We start from the raw sequence: 18,251 nt of genomic DNA, 5'->3' as shown, positions 1-18,251 counted from the left end.
AGGTAAAGTTAGCCAAGCCTATCCAGCACAAGTTAATAAGGCAGCGCATGTGACGCCAAAGTTGTACGAATATGCCGCAGTTCCTCGACTTATCGTTAATCAAGGGTAAATTGAACTGCTTGGAAATTCCTGATGTCTAGCGCAGACCACTCCATGGATCTTTGGAACTTCTGCTTTTGGAAGATCGTCTCTTTTGGCGCTTGGAAGAACCAGAAGAGTGAATGGCTGCAGTCGGTGTGTTGTCTGCATTTGCATATTGCGGGTATTTTCTTGCGCCTGTGACCGTCAACTGACCCGTTGACGCCAGATAGGCATAAATCGCGATCGCACTATCCGCCCGCGCATAAATCTCAACTTCACGAGCGTCAAGCAGCGCCACTTCGGCATCGAGAACATCCAGAAAAGAACGCTGTCCTGCTTTTTCCTCGATCTTGATACCGCGCAAGGCATCACGTGCAGCTTTCACTTCTGCTTTCGCCTGTTTGACAACGGCCTTTGAAGACTTGTAACGCAAATAGCGTTCCCGAGCAGTGGCACGAATTTTGGCAGCCAGTGAAGAGGAGCGATATCGTGCTTCGCTACGGTCTGCCTTGGCTTTTTTGATATCGGCTGTTCGGGCGCCGCCGTCAAAGATGGGCAAGCTCAATCGCAAGGAGAGAGACTTCTCCGATGATGGTGTTGTCTTGCCAATTGATGTATGAGATCGGGTCAGCCCAGCATTGACATCAACACTTGGTAGCAATGCGCCCTTGGCAGCTTTGACACCATAATCCATCGCCCGATTGTTCGCACTGGCAGCACGCAATTGCGGATGCATGGATATCGCTTTCTGCTCAGCTTCCTTTGCAGATTTTGCAACAAAGCGCCTTGGCATTTGCGGATAATGCAATTTAGCCGGACGATACCCTACCAATGCCTCAAATTGACCAATAGATGCTCCAAGATCAGCTTGCGCTCCAGACAACGATGCTCGGGCACGGGACAGCAAAGCTTCGGTTCGCGACAGATCCGTTCGTGTCAATTCTCCGGCCCGAATGCGAGCGCGTGTCGCACGCCGTTGCTTTTGCAAATTGTCAACATGCCGACGTCGCAGACTGATCATCTGCCGCGCGGAGTAAACGTCCATATAGGCGCGAACGGCTTCCAGCAGTGTTTCAGTCTCTCGGCTTCGAACGTTGTACTGGCCGGATATATATCTATGACGGGACTGTTTCAGCTTATTTCGATCTTGGAAACCATTGAACAGACGATGACTGGCAGACACACCATACTGACTGGTGCGTGTACGACGTGTGGATCCCGATTTGGAACGTTCATCAGCAAGAGTGTGAGATCCTGTGGCCGACAAGCTCGGCAACATGGCCGAACGCGCCTTGTCAACCTCGGCTCTGCGTCCCCGTTGGCCGGCCTCTTCGGCCTTGATATCGGGATTGTTGTCATAGACATCATAAAGCATCTGGGACAGGCTCTGCGCGGAGACAGGAGAAGCCAACAAACCAAGCATCATACTGGCTGCCAGCATCACATGCCGAATGCGATCTTTTTTTGAAATGCCGTGAGCCATGATGCCGGATTTCTATCCATAACCTTAAGATCGCCCTGTCTTGCCAACAATCAGAGCCGAACTTTGCAAAACACATTTGGATACCGGATCAGGCATGCTTTGAAAAAGCCATACAAATCCAATGCCCTGTTTCATTTGTAAATTTTTATGGTTAACAAAGAGTGCAAATTCGCATCAACGCTCTGTAAAGGCCTGATCAAGTGAACGGAAAACAGGCTTTAACAAGTAACGTGCGAGGGATTTCTCACCGGTCAGAATATCCGCAGTGACAACCATGCCCGGAAGCACGGGATAACTGGCCCCCTCACGCATCAAGTTGTTCGCATCAAGAGCGATCTGGATCTTGAAATATGGATCGCCTCTTTCATCCTCGAATGAGGTAGCAGAGATCGTTTTGACCTCACCCTCGAGAGTTCCAAAAACATATGGATCAAAGGTCGATACCGTTACCTTGGCGTTGGCTCCCTGACGAATATGACCGATATCTTTTGGCGGTACTCGAACCTCAGCCACGATGTTGCGATCATCAGGTACAATACGAGCGATCACTTCACCTCCACGAACAACAGCTCCAACGGTATTAATCGCCAATTCCTGCACCAGACCACTGGTCGGAGCGACAATATCCAGACTTTGGACCCGGTCTTGTTGCTTGGTCAGAATTTTATCCAACTCGGACAGTTCTGCCTGACTTTGCTGGCTTTCTTTGGCATATTTCGCCTTGCTGGCCGCACGTTGCTCCTCGAGCTGAATTTCTGCCTCGGAAATTTGTTCTGTCGCAGTTGCAATTCGACCATCGAGAGCAAAATAACGCGATCGCGCTTCTTCCAACGCTGCTTCGGCTTCCAGAACAGATCGACGAGAGGCATATTGCTGTCTCAACAAACCTTGCAGAATTTTGTGTTGCTCAGCTGCAATTTCCATGCGCTTCGCCGCACTGTTCTTTTCCGCTTTTGCGGTTGCAAGTTCAGCCTTGCGTCGTGCCACCTGACTTGCAAGCTTGGCCTCTTCTCGTCCCATCCGGGCTTTCTCTGACGTGAAGAAACCATAGGAGCTTTTGACCAGTTTGGGATAATTGGTCAGGTCATCGCCATAGACCGGCTGGGCCTTTTGTTTGGAGAGAGCATCCAGATTGGCAATCGTCATGCGCAGAGAAGCAGCACGCACCGCCAAGCGATCTCGGTCCGACTGAGTGGCTGTTGATCTCAGACGCGCAAGTGGCTGGCCTTTTGCGACGCGATCTCCTTCCCGGATCAGAAGCTGATCGATATAACCGCCTTCCAGATGCTGCACCGTCTGTACAGAGGCACTTGGCTGAATTTGCCCGGTTGCATGTGTGACTTCGAGAACAGAGGTGAAGAAACTCCAGGCAATGAAGCCAATCAGAAATGCAAAGCAACCGGAAATCACATAGGCAAACAATTGGGGCGGATGCTCCAATTCCAATGCCAATGGCAAAGACAGAGCCTTTGGATCAAGCTCTTCTTCCCTTGATGTGAACCACTTTTTCATTTTGACCCTGAGACCCAAGAACGCACGATGACGTCAACAGACCTTATTATGAATTATTTAATCTTAATGCTTGGTTGCCGAATGCCACCAGAAAGCTCGTTTCAAGGCTTTTTTGAACATTCATGATAATTTGTTGCGCCTAGACAGCCATTTTATTGAATGCATCCAATTGTGGGAGAACCTGTTCTGGAGATCCGTTCATGATCAACTGACCTTCATGAAGCACGAGTACCCTGTCAGCCATTTTCATATGGCTGGGACGCTGTGTCGTGAACAAGATCGTCGCCTTGCCACGCAACGCTTCCATCTGATCCATCAATTTGCGGTCCGTTGAGAAATCCAGATAATTGGCAGGCTCATCCAGGAAATAATAAACAGCCTCTCTGGAGAAGGTTCTCACCAACAGCAGTTCCTGCTTCAACTGATCCGGCATCTTGTTGACAGTATCCACCTTCAAACGGGTCTGTAGACCTTCTGGCAGGTCCGGGTGATGGAGATCAATATCGAACTGCTCCATCTTGGCTTCAATATCGGCTGGCGTGATCGCCGGATCATTGAGCTGGAAATTCTGTACCAAAGTGCCATAAAAGAAAGTCGGATGATCTGGCTGGTAACTCACTTCGCGTCTCAGTTCCCCCAGATCAATCTGGCGAATATCGAGATCATCATAGCTGACAGACCCAGCTGTTGGACGATAGAGCCCTGCCAACAATTTCAGCAACGTTGACTTGCCACCACCACTTGGTCCGGTGATCGCAACAATTTCGCCCGCTTCAATCGACAAGTTCGCAGCCTTGATTGCCCCATCCACCGCCTTGGGATAGCGAAAGGATACATTCTTGATTGCAAGATTCCCTTTGAAAGTCCGGCTGATATTGGGCACTTCACCCGGGGTGGATTCGATAGGCATCTTCATCAGATTGTTGATCATGCGCACAGCTTCAAACAGTTTTCCTACTCTGGACAAGCTCAGAAACGCATTTTGCAACGGCGACAAAACCCGCCAGATCAGTGCCATGATTGCAATCAGACCACCAATAGACAGATTACCCGCCATCACTGCCAAGGTGCCACATCCCAATGTCAGCAGCCCTGCCAGCATCGACAGACTTTGCGACAGGGTCTGGATTTTTTGCGAAAAATGATTGGATCGAAAATCAAGAGCTGCAAACTCGGCAGCCGCTTCATCAAAACGTTGCTGCCAGATCTTCTCTCCGCCAACATTGCGAATATCACGCTGCATCAAAAACAGTTCCATCATGATATTCTGTTTCTTCGTCTTGGCCTCTCCAGAATGAATGGTCTGTCGTTTTGCGATGGGAAGCGAAATCAAGGCAAGAATGGTATAACTGATTACCAACAATGCTGGAATTGCAGCCAACCAGCCACCTATGACTGCAATAGCAACGATGAAAATGATAACAAACGGCAAATCCAGAATGGCCGTTCCCAATGTTCCCAGGAACAATTCCCGCAATTTTTCAAACTGCCGGAGACGCGCCAGCTGGGCCCCAATTGGCGCGCTGTGAACCATTGTAAAAGGCATGTAAAGCAGATGCTGGAACACCTCGACCGACAGAGCCGTATCAAAACGCGCACCGATATACGCCATGACTTTGGAGCGCAGCAAACGCAAGCCAAAATCTGCTGCAATCACCATGGTAATTCCGACCACAAACATGGCCAGGCTGTCCAAAGCCTTGGATGGAATCACATATCCGTAAATGGACATGATGAAGATTGGCACGGCCAACGCCGCCATATTGATACCGAAATTGACCAGAAACAGGCTCATGAACAATTTTTGGAAGGATGACACTGCCTGTGTAACCCAACCAAAGGACTGGATTTTTTTGTTCAGGCTCTCCAGATCTATTTTCTTGACGTGATAGAGCCTCTGAACTGATTTGGGGGCAAACCAGATTTCGTGCTGGCCCGTCTGTCCGTTGAAGCGGGTGATTTCGCCACTGATCGGATCGAGATCCAGAAGAACCGATATATTCCCCATCTCGTCGACATGCAGACAAGGCAATTTTTCGGCCGTTAAACTGGCGATCAGCACCGTTTCTTTTTTTGTCGCCAGATTCAGACGTGCAAGCACAGCGCGCAGCCCTGTCAGATCCGATACTTTATCAAAATGGGGCAGAGCCTGTGCCAGATGGCGCCCCTCTCCGCTCCACCCAACCGCGGTAAGCAGGATTTGAAGACAACGCCCGGCAGAACTGTCGTAATCAATACCAGCCCAGCTATCTGCCATACCCTGTTTAAAATCTTCCTGATTCAAGGCTGAGACCAGAATATCCTCTGCAGCCAGATCTTCTTCATAAGCACGATAGTCCTCACGCTGGCCTCGCGGATCCAGCAAACCTTCAGACTCAGTATTAGGCGATGGTACAGGCATTTCAGCCTGCTGCTTTCTCGCTGCTTTTTGCTGATCCGCCAGTTGTTGCAAATCATCCAGATCAGCCTGACCCTCGGCTATTCGGCGGGCCACATCCTGATTGGCAGACAATTGAGATGTAGCTGGCTCCTGAGCACCATCCCTCTCAGATTTGATAGGATTCAGATGGATAGACGGTTTTCTCGGCTCGTTCATGCCACGCCTCCCATGCCTTGTCCCATCGTGAGATCAATGGATCGCTTTTGTTGCTGCACCTGCCCGGGAACCGTGTATGGTTTCAAATCGCCATCTTCCAGCACAAAGGTTTGATCAGCAATCGCAAGAAAAGACGGGCGATTGGACAACAATAATGTAGTCATGTTGCCTCGAAGACTTTCCAAACCGATTTTCAGCAGTGAATCCGCTCTTTGATCCAGCAGGGCATTGGCTTCTTCGAGCACGAGAATTTGTGGACGTCTTGCAATCGCTCTTGCAATACAAATCCGTTGCTGGAAGCTGGGTGGCAAGCTTTCGTGACCATTGCCCCCAATCATCATGTCGTATCCCTGCGGCAATTGCTGGATATCACTTTCTAACCCAATCAATTGAGCAGCCCAGCGGGCAGCCGCCAAATCCTGACGGATGTTGAAAAGGGTCAAATTCTCCAATATCGTGCCTCGGAAAATCGCCGGACTGTTGGGCACATAGGCGATGGAGTTCGTCAGATCGAAATCCTGAAGATCTATGCTTTTCTCGCCACCCATCAGGATGGTACCCGCTTCCGGCGGTGTTCGACCTCGCAAGACCCGGAAGAAATGATTGTCGTCTCCCGCCTGATTCCCCTTCAGGCCAACAAACTGTCCTGACGGAATGGTGAGATTGATTTTCGGGCGGTGCACATCTGCCTCGGTATCGACGGGAAGCTCGATTTCCTGCAATTCGATTGCACCGCTTTGCAGAGCATATGTTGGTCGTTCACGTTGTTCGTCCGGATTGATAGCAAACAGCTCATCAACATTTTGCTTGACCAGATCAAAATTGCTCAACTCGCTCCAGGAACGCACGGACCGCACCAATACTTCAACTGCTCTGCCACCAAGGAGCAAGCAACATGCCAGAGAGCCGATGGACTGACTGCCTTGAACGACCAGAAATGCACCACTGGAGACAATGGTCACCATGGTGACAGCGGCAAAAGAAGCACTTACTGCCTGGGTCACACCCTCCAAACGGACCGAATGATGAAAAGCCTGTGCGATTGTTTCCTGCAATCGTTCATACCGACGCATCATCTGAGGTTCACACGCCATGGTCTTGATGGTTTCAAGGCCAGCTAAAACCTCAATGATGAAATCATATTTGCGCCGATCCAGGCTCTGCCTTTCTTCCTGCAATTCCTGGGTTTGTCTGGTTTTTGCCAGCAGATACCAGGCAAAGATGACAAACAACCCGACAACCAACCCAGCAATCACAGGACTGACAATCGCCATCACGCCCAGAAAGATGAAAATGAACGGCAGATCCACCATACCCATACGCGCAGGCCCGGCAAACATTCTGGCTGTTGCTGAAAGAGCATTCATCCTGTCGATATGTGTGCTGGCAGGCTGGCTTTCTACTGCACTTGGCTCTGCTTGCAAGACCCGTTTGATGGCTTCAACTGACGAGACATAATCGATGTAAGATGCCGACCAGCCGGAAATGTGCGAGCGGATGATCTTCATCAATGTATCTACAACAATAACCAGGCTCAAGCCCGCCATAAGATAGAGCAATGTATCATAGGAGAAATTGGGAATGATCCGATCATAGATCTGCAAGATGACAATCGGCATCGCCAGACCTAAAAAATTGACCACGAAAGAGGCTGCGATAATTCGTTTGGGCACACGGATTAGATTGGCAAACCACATGGACTGCATGGAGCTTGGCGGTGCAAATGTGGTTTTCAGTCGCTGCCATGAGTTGTCAAAAGAGGCTTTATGCTCAGCCTCCTGTATCTGTTCAAACTGGCTATTCTCTTGCTTCATGTCATAACTCAATCTGACGTCTTCATCGCCTTGCCCTCAGACTGGGAGAACGACATTCGCGTTGCTCAAATTCATCTTGGCTCCGCAGACACTTCTGCGAGCACTATGCATGCCAAGTTGTTTAACCTTTCTTAACCACGTTTGTTAAATTCCGTCCATTTGAGCTATTTTGCTTTGAATTCAGACCTGTTCGATAAAATTTTATCTAAATTGCAACATTGAATTAAGGCCTATTAATATAGCGTCGAAGCCTGAAATCCTGCCTTGTTTCAAAAGGAAGAAGTCATGGCTGACGAAAAAATTACACCGTCTTCCCCCTCCAATGCTGCGAAGTCTCATGAGGCGCATCGCGCGCAGAACTCTGCGCAAAAGGCTGAAGCCGACAAATCTCCCAACGCCATTCATGACTATGACACGCAGGACCTGAGTGCTTCCCGTCAGGATATTCTCAATCCCAATCTGCATTATGGGACAAGCACCGAAGACGAGTTGCTGATCTCGCAAACAGATACATCGACCGGTGCCAAACAGGAAGCGGATCTCAGCCCTAGCAACCAAGGGGATGATGGTACGGACCAAATCCCATCCTCTTCAAACACCAATGAGGGCGCGGGTGGATTTGATACAAGCGGAACATCTTCTTCTTCTGCATTGCCCACCAATGGCCAGTCAGCCAACATATCAGGGGCGTTTCAACGTCAAAATGATCAACCATCCGGTTTTGCACCTGTTCAGACAAGCAGTGATGAGACCAGTGATCCCGGTCTGAACGCTCCGAATGCCGCTTCCCTTTCTCCATCCTCATCAGATGGAGGAACGCCCGGTGTTTCAACAGGCGGCGGATCTTCCGGTCCTGAAAATCAGGCACCGACAGATCTGGATCTTTCAGATAATTTGGTCACGGAAAATGATGGTGGCGCTGTTATTGGTGTTCTCAGCACAATTGATGACGACAATAGCGGTCATACCTATGACGTCAATGATGATCGCTTTGAAATCGTTGAACAAAATGGCGAAACCATTCTCAAACTCAAGGATGGTGTCAGTATTGACTATGAAGCCGAAGGCGACAGCATCGATTTGACGATTACGGTGACTGATGCTGAAGGGGCCAGTTACAGCGAAGATTTCACCATTTCGGTACAAGACATCAACGAAGCCGTCGAAGCTCAAAATGCCAGCGCAACAGCGACGGAAGATCAGGCAAGTCTGGATGGACAATTAATTGCGACTGATCCGGATGGTGATACTCTGAGCTTTTCTCTTGTCTCCGGGCCGTCATCTGGCAGCGTGAGCATCAATTCGGACGGTTCCTATAGTTTTACGCCTGGTTCTGATTTTCAGCATCTTGCGGCGGGTGAAAGTCAGACAGTCACCTTTGATTATCGTGTTGACGATGGCAACGGTACATCTGATACAGCAACAGTGACCATCGAGGTTACCGGCAGCAATGACGCACCGACGGCGGTACAGCTGTCCAATAGCTCTGTCTCAGAGAATAATGCAGGTGCCGTTATCGGCACATTGACCACTTCCGATGTGGATTTATCCGATAGCCATAGCTATAGCGTTGATGATAACCGGTTTGAAATCATTGAGCAAAATGGCGACCAGGTTCTCAAGGTCAAAGATGGTGTTGCTTTTGATTACGAGGTCGATGGCGATAGCATCACTCTCAATATCACAGTTGATGATGGCCAGGGCGGTGTCCTGACCCAAAGTTTTAATGTCGCTATCGATGATATAAATGAGGCGGTAACCGCCAACGATAGTTCTGAGACGACTTCGGAAAACACCATATTGAGTGATCAGGCAACCGCGACTGATCTCGATGGCGACAGCCTGACTTACAGCCTCAATGGCCAGCCTTCCGAGGGTTCGGTCACCATGAATGCGGATGGCAGCTACAGCTTTGCCCCTGGCACCGACTTCGATGATCTGGCCGTTGGCGAGAGCCGCACTGTTACCTTCGATTATACCGCTGATGATGGCAAAGGCTCAACAGACACCGGCACCATCACCGTGCAGGTCACAGGCACCAATGATGCCCCGACTGCCGTGCAGCTGTCCAATAGTGCAATCGTTGAGAATGCAGATGGCGCTGTGGTTGGGACCCTGACCACAACGGATGTCGACAGCTCCGACACCCATAGCTATACCGTCTCCGACAATCGCTTCGAGGTGGTTGAGCAAGGTGGCAATCAGGTCCTCAAGCTCAAGGATGGTCAGACCCTTGATCATGAAGCTGCCGACAGTGTCTCTGTCACCGTCACGACAAATGACGGCAATGGTGGAACCTTCGATCAGGACTTCACGATCAATGTGACGCCTGTTGCCGATGCGCCCAATCTGACCATTGGAAGCAGCACGAGGGCTGTGATTGATACAAATTTCGAAAGCGCCAATACTAATTTCCAAGGGCAGTATGACGGCTGGCAGTCAGATAGTGGCACGATAGAAATGTGGATCAATCAGAGTGATTCAGCTCAAGGTGGCAACAATCATATCGAGCTGAATACCGACCCGTCTGATAGCTATGATGACGCGCCGAATATCTATCAAACTGTCGATACCGTTGATAATGCATCTTACCAACTTACTTTCGATTATTCCGGTCGCCCAGGCTTTGGCGCGGATGTCAATAAGGTCGAAGTTTTGTGGGATGGCGTCGTGGTGGAGACCATTTCAGTGGATGCCACTGCCAATGCCACTTACGCCTGGCAGTCCATAACCATCAATCTGCAGGGGGATGGCGATCCATCGCGGATCGAGCTTCGTGAAGCCGGACTTGATACCGAGCAAGGCCGCGGCATGATGATCGACAACATCAAATTGACCGAAACCATTGATGATGGCGCACATGGAACAGCAGGAACCGCAATCAAGTTACCTGACCTTACCAGTTCTTTGACAGACAATGACGGCTCGGAAAGTCTGGCCCTGGTGATTGGCAACCTGCCACAAGGCACTGTTCTTTCTGACGGAACCAATAGTGTAACCATTGGCTCTGACGGACAGAGCCCCAATATTGAAAGTTGGGACCTGAGCACGCTTGAAGCGACGCCACCAGCCAATTATAGCGGCGAAATTGCTTTGCAAGTGACCGCAACAGCCACAGAGACAGCCACAGGTGACACAGCAAGCACCTCTGGAACCATCGATCTCTATGTCGAGGCACCTGCTACCGGCCTTTCTCTTGATGGCACCACCAGTACAGCCAGTGGCGCGAATGGCGCGATCAATAGCACCAACTGGTCCCAAACCAACAGTGGGTTTACCGTTACCGGTCAGAATGTTTCAGGCGGAAGCTTGACGGGCGCCAGTGCGGCAAATGTCGAGGTTTGGGATGGTGCCCTTGGCGTCAATGGCACGGTTTCAGATACAGACAGTGGTATGGCTTCTCAATTGGCCTATGACAAGGCCTCGGGAGAATCCGAAACTCTTGCCATCGACTTTGACAATGACGTCAGTTCCGCGAGTTTCGACTTCCAGCATCTTTACACCAGCAGCTATGGCGAAAGTGGTCATTGGGCCGTTTATAACGATGGTACTCTGGTTGCCGAAGGTGATTTCTCTGAAAGCACATCGGGAAGCGGAACAGGCACGGTCACAATCAATCCGGGGCAATCCTTTGATCAGATCAAATTCACCGGAAATCTGCAAAATGATGGGTCTGATGGTTCTGATTTCCAAATCAAGGAAGTTCGGTATCAAGAGGCGGATCAGACTGTAGAGAATAACGACACCCTACGCGGACAGGATGGCAATGATATTCTGAACGGTCTGGGCGGCAATGATACTCTTTATGGCCACTCAGGAAATGATGTGATTGATGGCGGCGCTGGAAATGACATCATAGAAGGCGGACTGGGTAATGACACCTTGCGTGGCGGTGAAGGCGATGATCTGTTTGTTTTCCGTATGGGGGAAGGCAATGATCAGATTGATGGCCATGGAGGAAGTGGCACGGATAGTTGGACCGATGTCATCGAATTGCGCGAGGCCGCAGGTGGCAGTGATCTTGATTATGGTTCCGACTGGACGCTGACTGTTTCCAACGGCTCCTTCCTGGTCAATGGTGACGACACCATTGATCTGTCGGATGGTGCAGAAGGAATTATCACCTTCAGCGATGGATCGAGCATCGAATTTGAGAATATCGAGAAGATCGAGTGGTAACTCTGCCGGATGCACCTGATTGGTGGATCTGGTACATATCAAGCATCAGGGTCGGAAATCATTGGGTTTCCGACCTTTTTTCTTGAACAAGTGCCTGCCCATTAACGGTATTTTAGAAGCATGGTTTTAGGCTAATCACTAACAATTTGAGGTGATTAGGCAATGTTAGACACGATTGCAGATTTGGCGCGGGAAAAGTCCAGTGACAAGCGGCGCGAATTGCTTGGCAAGGTAGCCGATTTGTTCTTTGATGGTGCGGAGCATCATACTCAACAAGAAGCTCTGATTTTTCGCGATATCGTGTTGAAAATGCTGAATGATATCGACCTGGAAGGGCGAACGGACTTTTCACAGCGCGCCGCACCAAGATCCGATTTGCCACCTGAGGTCGCTCGCCAACTGGCTCAGGATGAAGTTGCCGTGGCTGGTCCGATGCTTCAACATTCACCGGTTCTGACCGATGATGACTTTGTGGAATTTTCCCAAAAACTCTCCCCTGAACATCTTGTGTCTATCGCCCAGCGCGATCATCTCAGCGGGACCGTAACTGATGCTCTGATTGAAAATGGTACCCGAGAGGTCTGGCATAAAGTTTCGCAAAACCATGGCGCAGAAATTACCGAGAATGGTTTCAACAAGCTCGTAGACAATGCAGCCGATGATGCAGTTTTGCAGGCCAGTCTTTGTGGGCGTCCCGACATTCCTGCAAGCGTAGCGGAGAATTTGTTACCCCTTCTTCCTGAAGAGGGGAAACGCCGTCTGGCATGGTTGTTTGAGAATTCTGCCGAAGAAGCCGAGGCATTGGTAGGACAAGCCCAGAAAGCCATGGTGAAAGAAAAGCTGGCCGGGAAAAAGGGCCGGATCGAAGCGAAAATTCTGATCAATGATGTGAAGGCGGGTAAAACTCCATTTTCTGATGCGCTTGATCATTTGATCGAAGGCGATCGTACCCAAGATATCATCATGTCCCTGTCAGCCATTTCCGAGATTGAAGAGGCCGCTGTTTCCAATGCCTTCTATCAGATCAAGGATGAGGCCATCGCCATTCTCTGCAAGTCCACCGATGTGACGGAAGCGACCTATACACGCTTGATCTCGATGCGCTGTACCAAACTGCATTTGCCGGATTCCATGGTAGCGCGCAGCGTGGAACGCTATAAAGTTCTGGATCTGGGCTCTTCCCAACGAGCCATGCGTTTTGTACAGATGCGCAAAAGCCTGGCAAAAGCATTGGGATAGTCAATCCATCCTCGGACAGATATACAAAAGGGCTCCCAATGCGGAGCCCTTTTTCTTGATCAGCTACGATAATGAAAGCTCAGGTGGCAGTTGGTTGGGAGGCTTTGGCTGCTTCTTCGGGCACCTGATCGGGGCTCAAAACGTCAGCAATAGCCTCGCGTGACAATTCACCTTGAATTTCACCTTCTTCATCGACCACCGGAACCGGATAGTCAGCATTGATTGTCTCTGGCAGAATATCTTCCAACACAGCATCCGGGGCTACAATCGGGATATCCTCATACACTTTCTCACAAAGTGCGTCATCGCCATTGTCATCGCGCACGGCCTCTTCCAGAGTCTCTTGGGAGACAATACCTTGATAGCCGTCATCGGTGACATGATAGCCATAATCATCATCGGTCTTGCGCATCTGCTTCAAAGCATCTGAAATACTGTCTGCTGTAATGCGGCAGATTTGCGGTTGCATTACGGTTTCCACCGTCAAGGCACGTGCGCGGTTCACATCACGTACAAAAGCTTCCACATAATCGGTTGCAGGGTTGAGCAGGATTTCCTCTGGCTTGTCATCCTGAACCAGCTCGCCATCTTTCAAAATTGCGATGCGATTGCCAAGATGCAGGGCTTCATCCAGGTCATGAGTGATGAAGATGATGGTTTTGTGCAACTTCTCCTGCAATTCAATCAACTGATCCTGCATTTCCGAGCGAATCAGGGGATCAAGGGCCGAGAAAGCCTCATCCATCAACAGGATTTCCGCGTTGGTCGCCAATGCACGCGCAAGGCCAACCCTTTGCTGCTGACCACCTGACAATTGGCTTGGATATTGTTTTTCATATCCACCCAAACCAACTGTCTCCAACCATTCGACAGCACGCTCATTGGCTTCTTTCTTACTTAGACCCTGAACGGTCAATCCATATGCAGCATTGTCCAGCACAGTCCGGTGAGGCAACAGGCCAAAACGCTGGAATACCATGGACATCTTGTGGCGACGAAACTGCTCCAGTTGATTCTGATCCAGTGTCATCACATCGGTGCCATCAACCAGGATATTGCCCTCGGTCGGATCAATCAAACGGTTGAAATGGCGGATCAAGGTGGATTTACCGGAACCGGAAAGCCCCATGATCACGGAGATCTCTCCGCGATTGATCTTGAGATTGATATCTTTCAACCCCAGAGTGTGGCCGGTCTTGGCCAGAATTTCATCCTTGGACAATCCCTCATGCACCAGATGCATGTGCTTGTTGGCCTCGGAACCAAAGAGTTTATAGAGCCCTTTGACCTCAATGAGGGTGGCGTTATCTTGCTCGCTCATCAGTGGGCCCCTTTCAGATGTTTCTGACTGCGTTTTGCATAGGCCTGACTGACACGGTCAAAGATGATGGCCAGGGCCACGATGGCCAGACCATTGAACAAACCAAGAGTAAAATACTGATTGGTAATAGACTTCAGCACCGGTTGTCCGAGCCCTTTCACGCCGATCATGGAAGCAACCACAACCATGGCCAGAGCCATCATGATGGTTTGGTTGATACCTGCCATGATGGTGGGCATGGCCAACGGGAGCTGAACCTGGAACAAGCGCTGGTGCTTGGAGGCCCCAAAAGCCGTTGCAGCTTCCAAAACTTCCTTGTCAACGAGGCGAATGCCCAGATTGGTCAAGCGGATAACAGGCGGGATAGCGTAAATCACGACTGCAATCACGCCCGGTATCTTTCCGATGCCCAATAGCATCACAACCGGGATGAGATACACGAAGGCTGGCATCGTTTGCATGACATCGAGAATTGGTGTCACAACCGACTGGATCCGGTCGGAACGTGCCATGGCGATGCCAATGGGAATGCCAATGAAGATGGACAGGATCGTACAGACCGTGATGATCGATAGTGTCCGCATCGTGTTGTCCCACATGCCGAAATAACCAATCAACAACAGGGCAATGACAACACCAACCAATAATTTGGCTGAGCGGGAGGCACTATAGACGATACCGCCAATGACCAGCACCATGATAGGCCATGGCGTGGCAAGCAGAAGTTTTTCAAACCAGATCAGGAAAGCAAGAAGTGGATCGAAAAAGCCTTCGATTGCGTCTCCATATTCACGGGAAAAGCTGCGATAGGCTCCATCCAGCGTCTTGCGTATCTGAACCAGGCCTGACCTTTCCATTTGGGGGAAGTCGGTTAGCCACGATGTTTCAGCCATTGCAGGCTCCATTGTTTCTCTGGTTTGAAACACAAAATCCCGGATACGTCTCTGCGTACCGGGATTTTGCAGGTTTAATCTGAATGCTTATAGCTCAGAAGCGGCTTTCTTGACCTTTTCTGCGACATCAGCAGGCAGCCAGTTCATCCACAAATCTTCGCGGGTCTTCAAAACATGGGCTGCGGTAATTTCTCCATCAGCCTGCTCATCTTCCATCCATGCCAGAATATTGTTCATGTCGGCATTTTTGAAGGAACGCTTGCCAAGATATTCATTGATGTTTTTGTTCTTCTTGGCAAAATCACCAGTGGTGATGGTCTGTACCAGAGACGGCGGATACATGGTTGGTTTTGGATCTGCACAATCTTCCTGAGTTGTACAAGCGGTGAAATGTTCGACATCAATGCCGGAACCGAAATCCACCTTCACCATCTTGTATTTACCAAGAACTGCTGTAGGCGCCCAATAATATCCAAACCAGCCCTGCTCACGCTCATAAGCTTTGGCAATGGATCCTGACAGGCCAGCGCCCGAACCCGGATCAACATAATCAAAGCCGGCATCTTCAAATTTCATGGATTTTGCCAGATTACCGGTTGAAATCTGACAGTTCCAGCCCGCAGGACAGCCATAAAATGCGGCGCGGTCTGGATCCTCGGGATGCTCAAACAATTTTGCATTGGCAAGCACACCTTTGATCGTGGCAAGAGATGGGTCTTTTTCGACCATATAGGCCGGAACCCAAAAACCTTCTTCACCACCATCGGACAAAGACTTGCCAGCAACAGCCAAACGGCCATCAGCGACACCTTTTTCAATGGCCTCTTTCATGGAATTTGACCAGAATTCTGGCGCAATATCCGGTTCGCCCTTTTCCATCATGGAAGCGCCGGTTGGCTGAGTATCGCCAGGAACGAGCTCCGCTTCACAGCCGTAACCATGTTCCAGAATGAAGCGGTCAAGGTTGGCAATCACAGATGCTGATTTCCAGTTCATGTCCGCAATGGTGACTTTGCCGCATTCGCTCGCATGGGCACTGACAGCAGCGCCAGACAACATCAGCGCAGCAACCAAAATCCGTTTCATATAGTTTCCTCCCGGGATAAATCTCTCAAGCCATATTCGCAGGCAGACCATGCACAATAAAAAACCTGACTGTGTCCTAAGATTGACAGTCATTGAAGCATGTCAAAAAGTTTCCTCTTGAAACTTGTGGCCCAAGAGTAACAAGTTCTGATGAAAGGCGTCAATCTTTACCCCTCATACCAACGATTAATTGAGTTCGATAATCATTCTCCTGATAGCCTATACTTGATATCAATACAGAATATTCACTTGAAGGCAAATCAGATATGCTTGTTTTTCTTAATCAATTCTTTCGATGCGACTTTTTTATTATTTTTATATAACCATTAGGTCGGTTTTAGAACATTCTCAACACCACTTGAGCAACTTCCGACCAGTCCTTGGCAAGTGTTCATACTTAGGATACTAGCCATCCCCAACGCGGCAATTCGCGCAACAAAAGACTGTGGATTGGATTCCATTTTCACGCTGGATCTGGAATAAGATTTGCGAGAAGCAAGTTTAAAATGCACTGAGCACATCGAGATGTGAATTTTCGCCAAAGACCTGCTCTAACATATTGACGCACAAAGTGCTTTTGAGCGACATTTTATCTTTAGACAATTCTGCATAAAATAGAATGGCAAAGGCGTGGATTCGCAAATGAATGTGACGGGCGTTTATTCGCCCTCACCAAACAGATCATCAACCAGATTGGTGATGGCGTTCAGGACTTCTTCGGCTTCGTTACCACTTGTTTCCACTTCAATGCAACAGCCCGGGGCAGCCGCCAGCATCATCAAGCCCATGATCGATGTACCACAAACCGTCTGACCATCTTTCGAGACCGCCACACTCGCATCAAATCCTTCAACCAACTGAACAAATTTTGCCGAGGCGCGCGCATGGAGACCTCGTTTATTCTTGATTGTCAGAGTGTTTTTTACGGCGCTCACGGCTGGTCTCTTATCGGTCTTGGCGTTTTCCGCTCGATTGGCAGAAATTACTTTTTGTTAGCGATCAATGCTAGTGGAGATCATGACCCTGATAGCAATTGACTTGCGATATTGATATATTTGCGTCCCGCATCGCAAGCCTCAACAACCGCTTCATTCATTGGCTTGGTATTGCGCAAACCGGCCAGCTTGATCAGCATTGGCAGATTCACCCCGGCAATTACTTCGACCTTTTCTTCATCCATCACGGAAATGGCCATGTTGGACGGGGTCCCACCAAACATATCAGTGAGCAAAACCACACCCAATCCGTCATTCACTGCCTCAACAGCATCCAGAATATCCTGGCGGCGCTGTTCCATATCGTCATCAGGGCCAATGCAAATGGTCGCGATTTGCTCTTGTGGTCCGACAACATGTTCCAATGCGGCGCGAAATTCTTCGGCCAGCCGACCGTGGGTAACGAGTACTAGGCCAATCATGCGGCGTCTTCGACTCCCTTGATGCGAAATTGATCCCCTGCCTATGTGGGCAAGACAGCTTTGCTATCATGACCGTTCGTCGCTTGAACGCAAGACAAAAGTCGCCAAAAAGGCAAAAGTGATCATGGATGAAATGTGGATAGACGGGCAAAGATAATATCTGATGCCGTAATACAGTCCCGACACGGCACTTCCAGCTTCTGAATCGTTCGATTCAGCAAGCATATATGAGTATTTTTCGCTTCTGGCATTCGGTCCACGTCGTCAGGCCTGATCAGATCGACAACCAGATGAAGTCGCACGAGTTTTTCGAATCTCTCTTCATCTTCAAGTGAGCAAATACCAATACCGCGGACTTCCTGCTTGGTAAATGTTGCTTCAGGTGCAACTGCAATGAGGGCTGATGATCCTTCGGGGGCAATCAGATGGACATAATCGTCGCTGACAAGGGCGGTGAATACGCCCTTTTGGTGGCATTGTCTGGCAATATAGCGCCGCAATTGCGATTTGCCACTCCCCGATTCTCCACGCAATAAAACCCCGTAGCGGCCAATCAACAGGCAGGATGCATGATCAAGTTCCTGATCTGTTTTGGCGGAACGCAGCAATGAACAACCGGATATGTTCATT

The 18,251-nt window shown here is 49.6% G+C and carries 12 protein-coding genes; 2 read left to right on the top strand and 10 right to left on the bottom strand.

Annotated elements, in window-relative coordinates; translation table 11 throughout:
• Positions 1–136 precede the first annotated feature (136 nt).
• The 4 genes from CRO57_RS18065 to CRO57_RS18050 form a co-directional block, all read right to left on the bottom strand.
• Entirely contained in the window at positions 137–1,564 is a 1,428-nt protein-coding gene (locus CRO57_RS18065; RefSeq protein WP_097154904.1) for a TolC family outer membrane protein, read from the bottom strand.
• 174 nt (positions 1,565–1,738) lie between these two features.
• The gene (locus tag CRO57_RS18060) at positions 1,739–3,076 is read right to left on the bottom strand and encodes an HlyD family type I secretion periplasmic adaptor subunit (protein WP_097154903.1); all 1,338 of its coding nucleotides are present in this window, start codon (positions 3,074–3,076) and stop codon (positions 1,739–1,741) included.
• Between the two features lie 139 nt (positions 3,077–3,215).
• Positions 3,216–5,672, bottom strand: coding sequence for an ATP-binding cassette domain-containing protein (locus CRO57_RS18055; RefSeq protein WP_097154902.1), 2,457 nt, complete (start codon positions 5,670–5,672; stop codon positions 3,216–3,218).
• Positions 5,669–7,486: an ABC transporter transmembrane domain-containing protein gene (locus tag CRO57_RS18050; protein ID WP_097154901.1), complete on the bottom strand. Its 1,818-nt coding sequence runs from the start codon at positions 7,484–7,486 to the stop codon at positions 5,669–5,671. Before CRO57_RS18050 ends, CRO57_RS18055 begins: the two co-directional genes overlap by 4 nt.
• 285 nt (positions 7,487–7,771) lie before the next feature.
• On the opposite strand from CRO57_RS18050, the gene CRO57_RS18045 reads away from it, so the two are divergent.
• Both CRO57_RS18045 and CRO57_RS18040 read left to right on the top strand, forming a co-directional pair.
• Positions 7,772–11,665: a calcium-binding protein gene (locus CRO57_RS18045; RefSeq protein ID WP_097154900.1), complete on the top strand. Its 3,894-nt coding sequence runs from the start codon at positions 7,772–7,774 to the stop codon at positions 11,663–11,665.
• Positions 11,666–11,827: 162 nt separating this feature from the next.
• Positions 11,828–12,904 (top strand): DUF2336 domain-containing protein, encoded by a 1,077-nt coding sequence (locus CRO57_RS18040; RefSeq protein WP_097154899.1) that lies wholly within the window; start codon positions 11,828–11,830, stop codon positions 12,902–12,904.
• Positions 12,905–12,983: 79 nt separating this feature from the next.
• On the opposite strand, the gene CRO57_RS18035 is transcribed toward CRO57_RS18040, so the two are convergent.
• The 6 genes from CRO57_RS18035 to CRO57_RS18010 form a co-directional block, all read right to left on the bottom strand.
• Positions 12,984–14,225 carry a quaternary amine ABC transporter ATP-binding protein gene (locus tag CRO57_RS18035; RefSeq protein ID WP_097154898.1) on the bottom strand — a complete coding sequence of 414 codons (1,242 nt, stop codon included), beginning with the start codon at positions 14,223–14,225 and terminating at the stop codon, positions 12,984–12,986.
• Entirely contained in the window at positions 14,225–15,118 is an 894-nt protein-coding gene (locus CRO57_RS18030) for an ABC transporter permease (RefSeq protein WP_097155169.1), read from the bottom strand. Before CRO57_RS18030 ends, CRO57_RS18035 begins: the two co-directional genes overlap by 1 nt.
• An 87-nt stretch (positions 15,119–15,205) precedes the next feature.
• The gene (locus CRO57_RS18025) at positions 15,206–16,204 is read right to left on the bottom strand and encodes an ABC transporter substrate-binding protein (protein WP_097154897.1); all 999 of its coding nucleotides are present in this window, start codon (positions 16,202–16,204) and stop codon (positions 15,206–15,208) included.
• Positions 16,205–16,863: 659 nt separating this feature from the next.
• Positions 16,864–17,139, bottom strand: a complete 276-nt coding sequence (locus tag CRO57_RS18020; protein ID WP_097154896.1) for an HPr family phosphocarrier protein — start codon at positions 17,137–17,139, stop codon at positions 16,864–16,866.
• An 80-nt stretch (positions 17,140–17,219) separates the two neighbouring features.
• Complete coding sequence (locus tag CRO57_RS18015; protein WP_097154895.1) at positions 17,220–17,621, bottom strand: PTS sugar transporter subunit IIA; 402 nt, start codon at positions 17,619–17,621, stop codon at positions 17,220–17,222.
• Between the two features lie 122 nt (positions 17,622–17,743).
• On the bottom strand, positions 17,744–18,250 hold the full coding sequence (locus CRO57_RS18010) for an HPr kinase/phosphorylase (RefSeq protein WP_097154894.1): 507 nt from the start codon (positions 18,248–18,250) through the stop codon (positions 17,744–17,746).
• Position 18,251 lies beyond the last annotated feature (1 nt).

The sequence above is a fragment of the Cohaesibacter gelatinilyticus genome, assembly GCF_900215605.1.
In the GTDB taxonomy this organism is placed as follows: domain Bacteria; phylum Pseudomonadota; class Alphaproteobacteria; order Rhizobiales; family Cohaesibacteraceae; genus Cohaesibacter; species Cohaesibacter gelatinilyticus.
The sequence above is the reverse complement of the archived record's forward strand: the minus strand, read 5'-3'. Positions and strand labels throughout refer to the sequence as shown.

Excerpts from the sequence above, each read along its gene's own strand:
- CRO57_RS18065 (WP_097154904.1), bottom strand. The coding sequence starts at position 1,564 with ATGGCTCACGGCATTTCAAAAAAAGATCGCATTCGGCATGTGATGCTG.
- CRO57_RS18045 (WP_097154900.1), top strand. The coding sequence starts at position 7,772 with ATGGCTGACGAAAAAATTACACCGTCTTCCCCCTCCAATGCTGCGAAG.
- CRO57_RS18025 (WP_097154897.1), bottom strand. The coding sequence starts at position 16,204 with ATGAAACGGATTTTGGTTGCTGCGCTGATGTTGTCTGGCGCTGCTGTC.
- CRO57_RS18060 (WP_097154903.1), bottom strand. The coding sequence starts at position 3,076 with ATGAAAAAGTGGTTCACATCAAGGGAAGAAGAGCTTGATCCAAAGGCT.
- CRO57_RS18010 (WP_097154894.1), bottom strand. The coding sequence starts at position 18,250 with ATGAACATATCCGGTTGTTCATTGCTGCGTTCCGCCAAAACAGATCAG.
- CRO57_RS18035 (WP_097154898.1), bottom strand. The coding sequence starts at position 14,225 with ATGAGCGAGCAAGATAACGCCACCCTCATTGAGGTCAAAGGGCTCTAT.
- CRO57_RS18050 (WP_097154901.1), bottom strand. The coding sequence starts at position 7,486 with ATGAAGCAAGAGAATAGCCAGTTTGAACAGATACAGGAGGCTGAGCAT.
- CRO57_RS18015 (WP_097154895.1), bottom strand. The coding sequence starts at position 17,621 with ATGATTGGCCTAGTACTCGTTACCCACGGTCGGCTGGCCGAAGAATTT.
- CRO57_RS18040 (WP_097154899.1), top strand. The coding sequence starts at position 11,828 with ATGTTAGACACGATTGCAGATTTGGCGCGGGAAAAGTCCAGTGACAAG.
- CRO57_RS18055 (WP_097154902.1), bottom strand. The coding sequence starts at position 5,672 with ATGAACGAGCCGAGAAAACCGTCTATCCATCTGAATCCTATCAAATCT.
- CRO57_RS18030 (WP_097155169.1), bottom strand. The coding sequence starts at position 15,118 with ATGGCTGAAACATCGTGGCTAACCGACTTCCCCCAAATGGAAAGGTCA.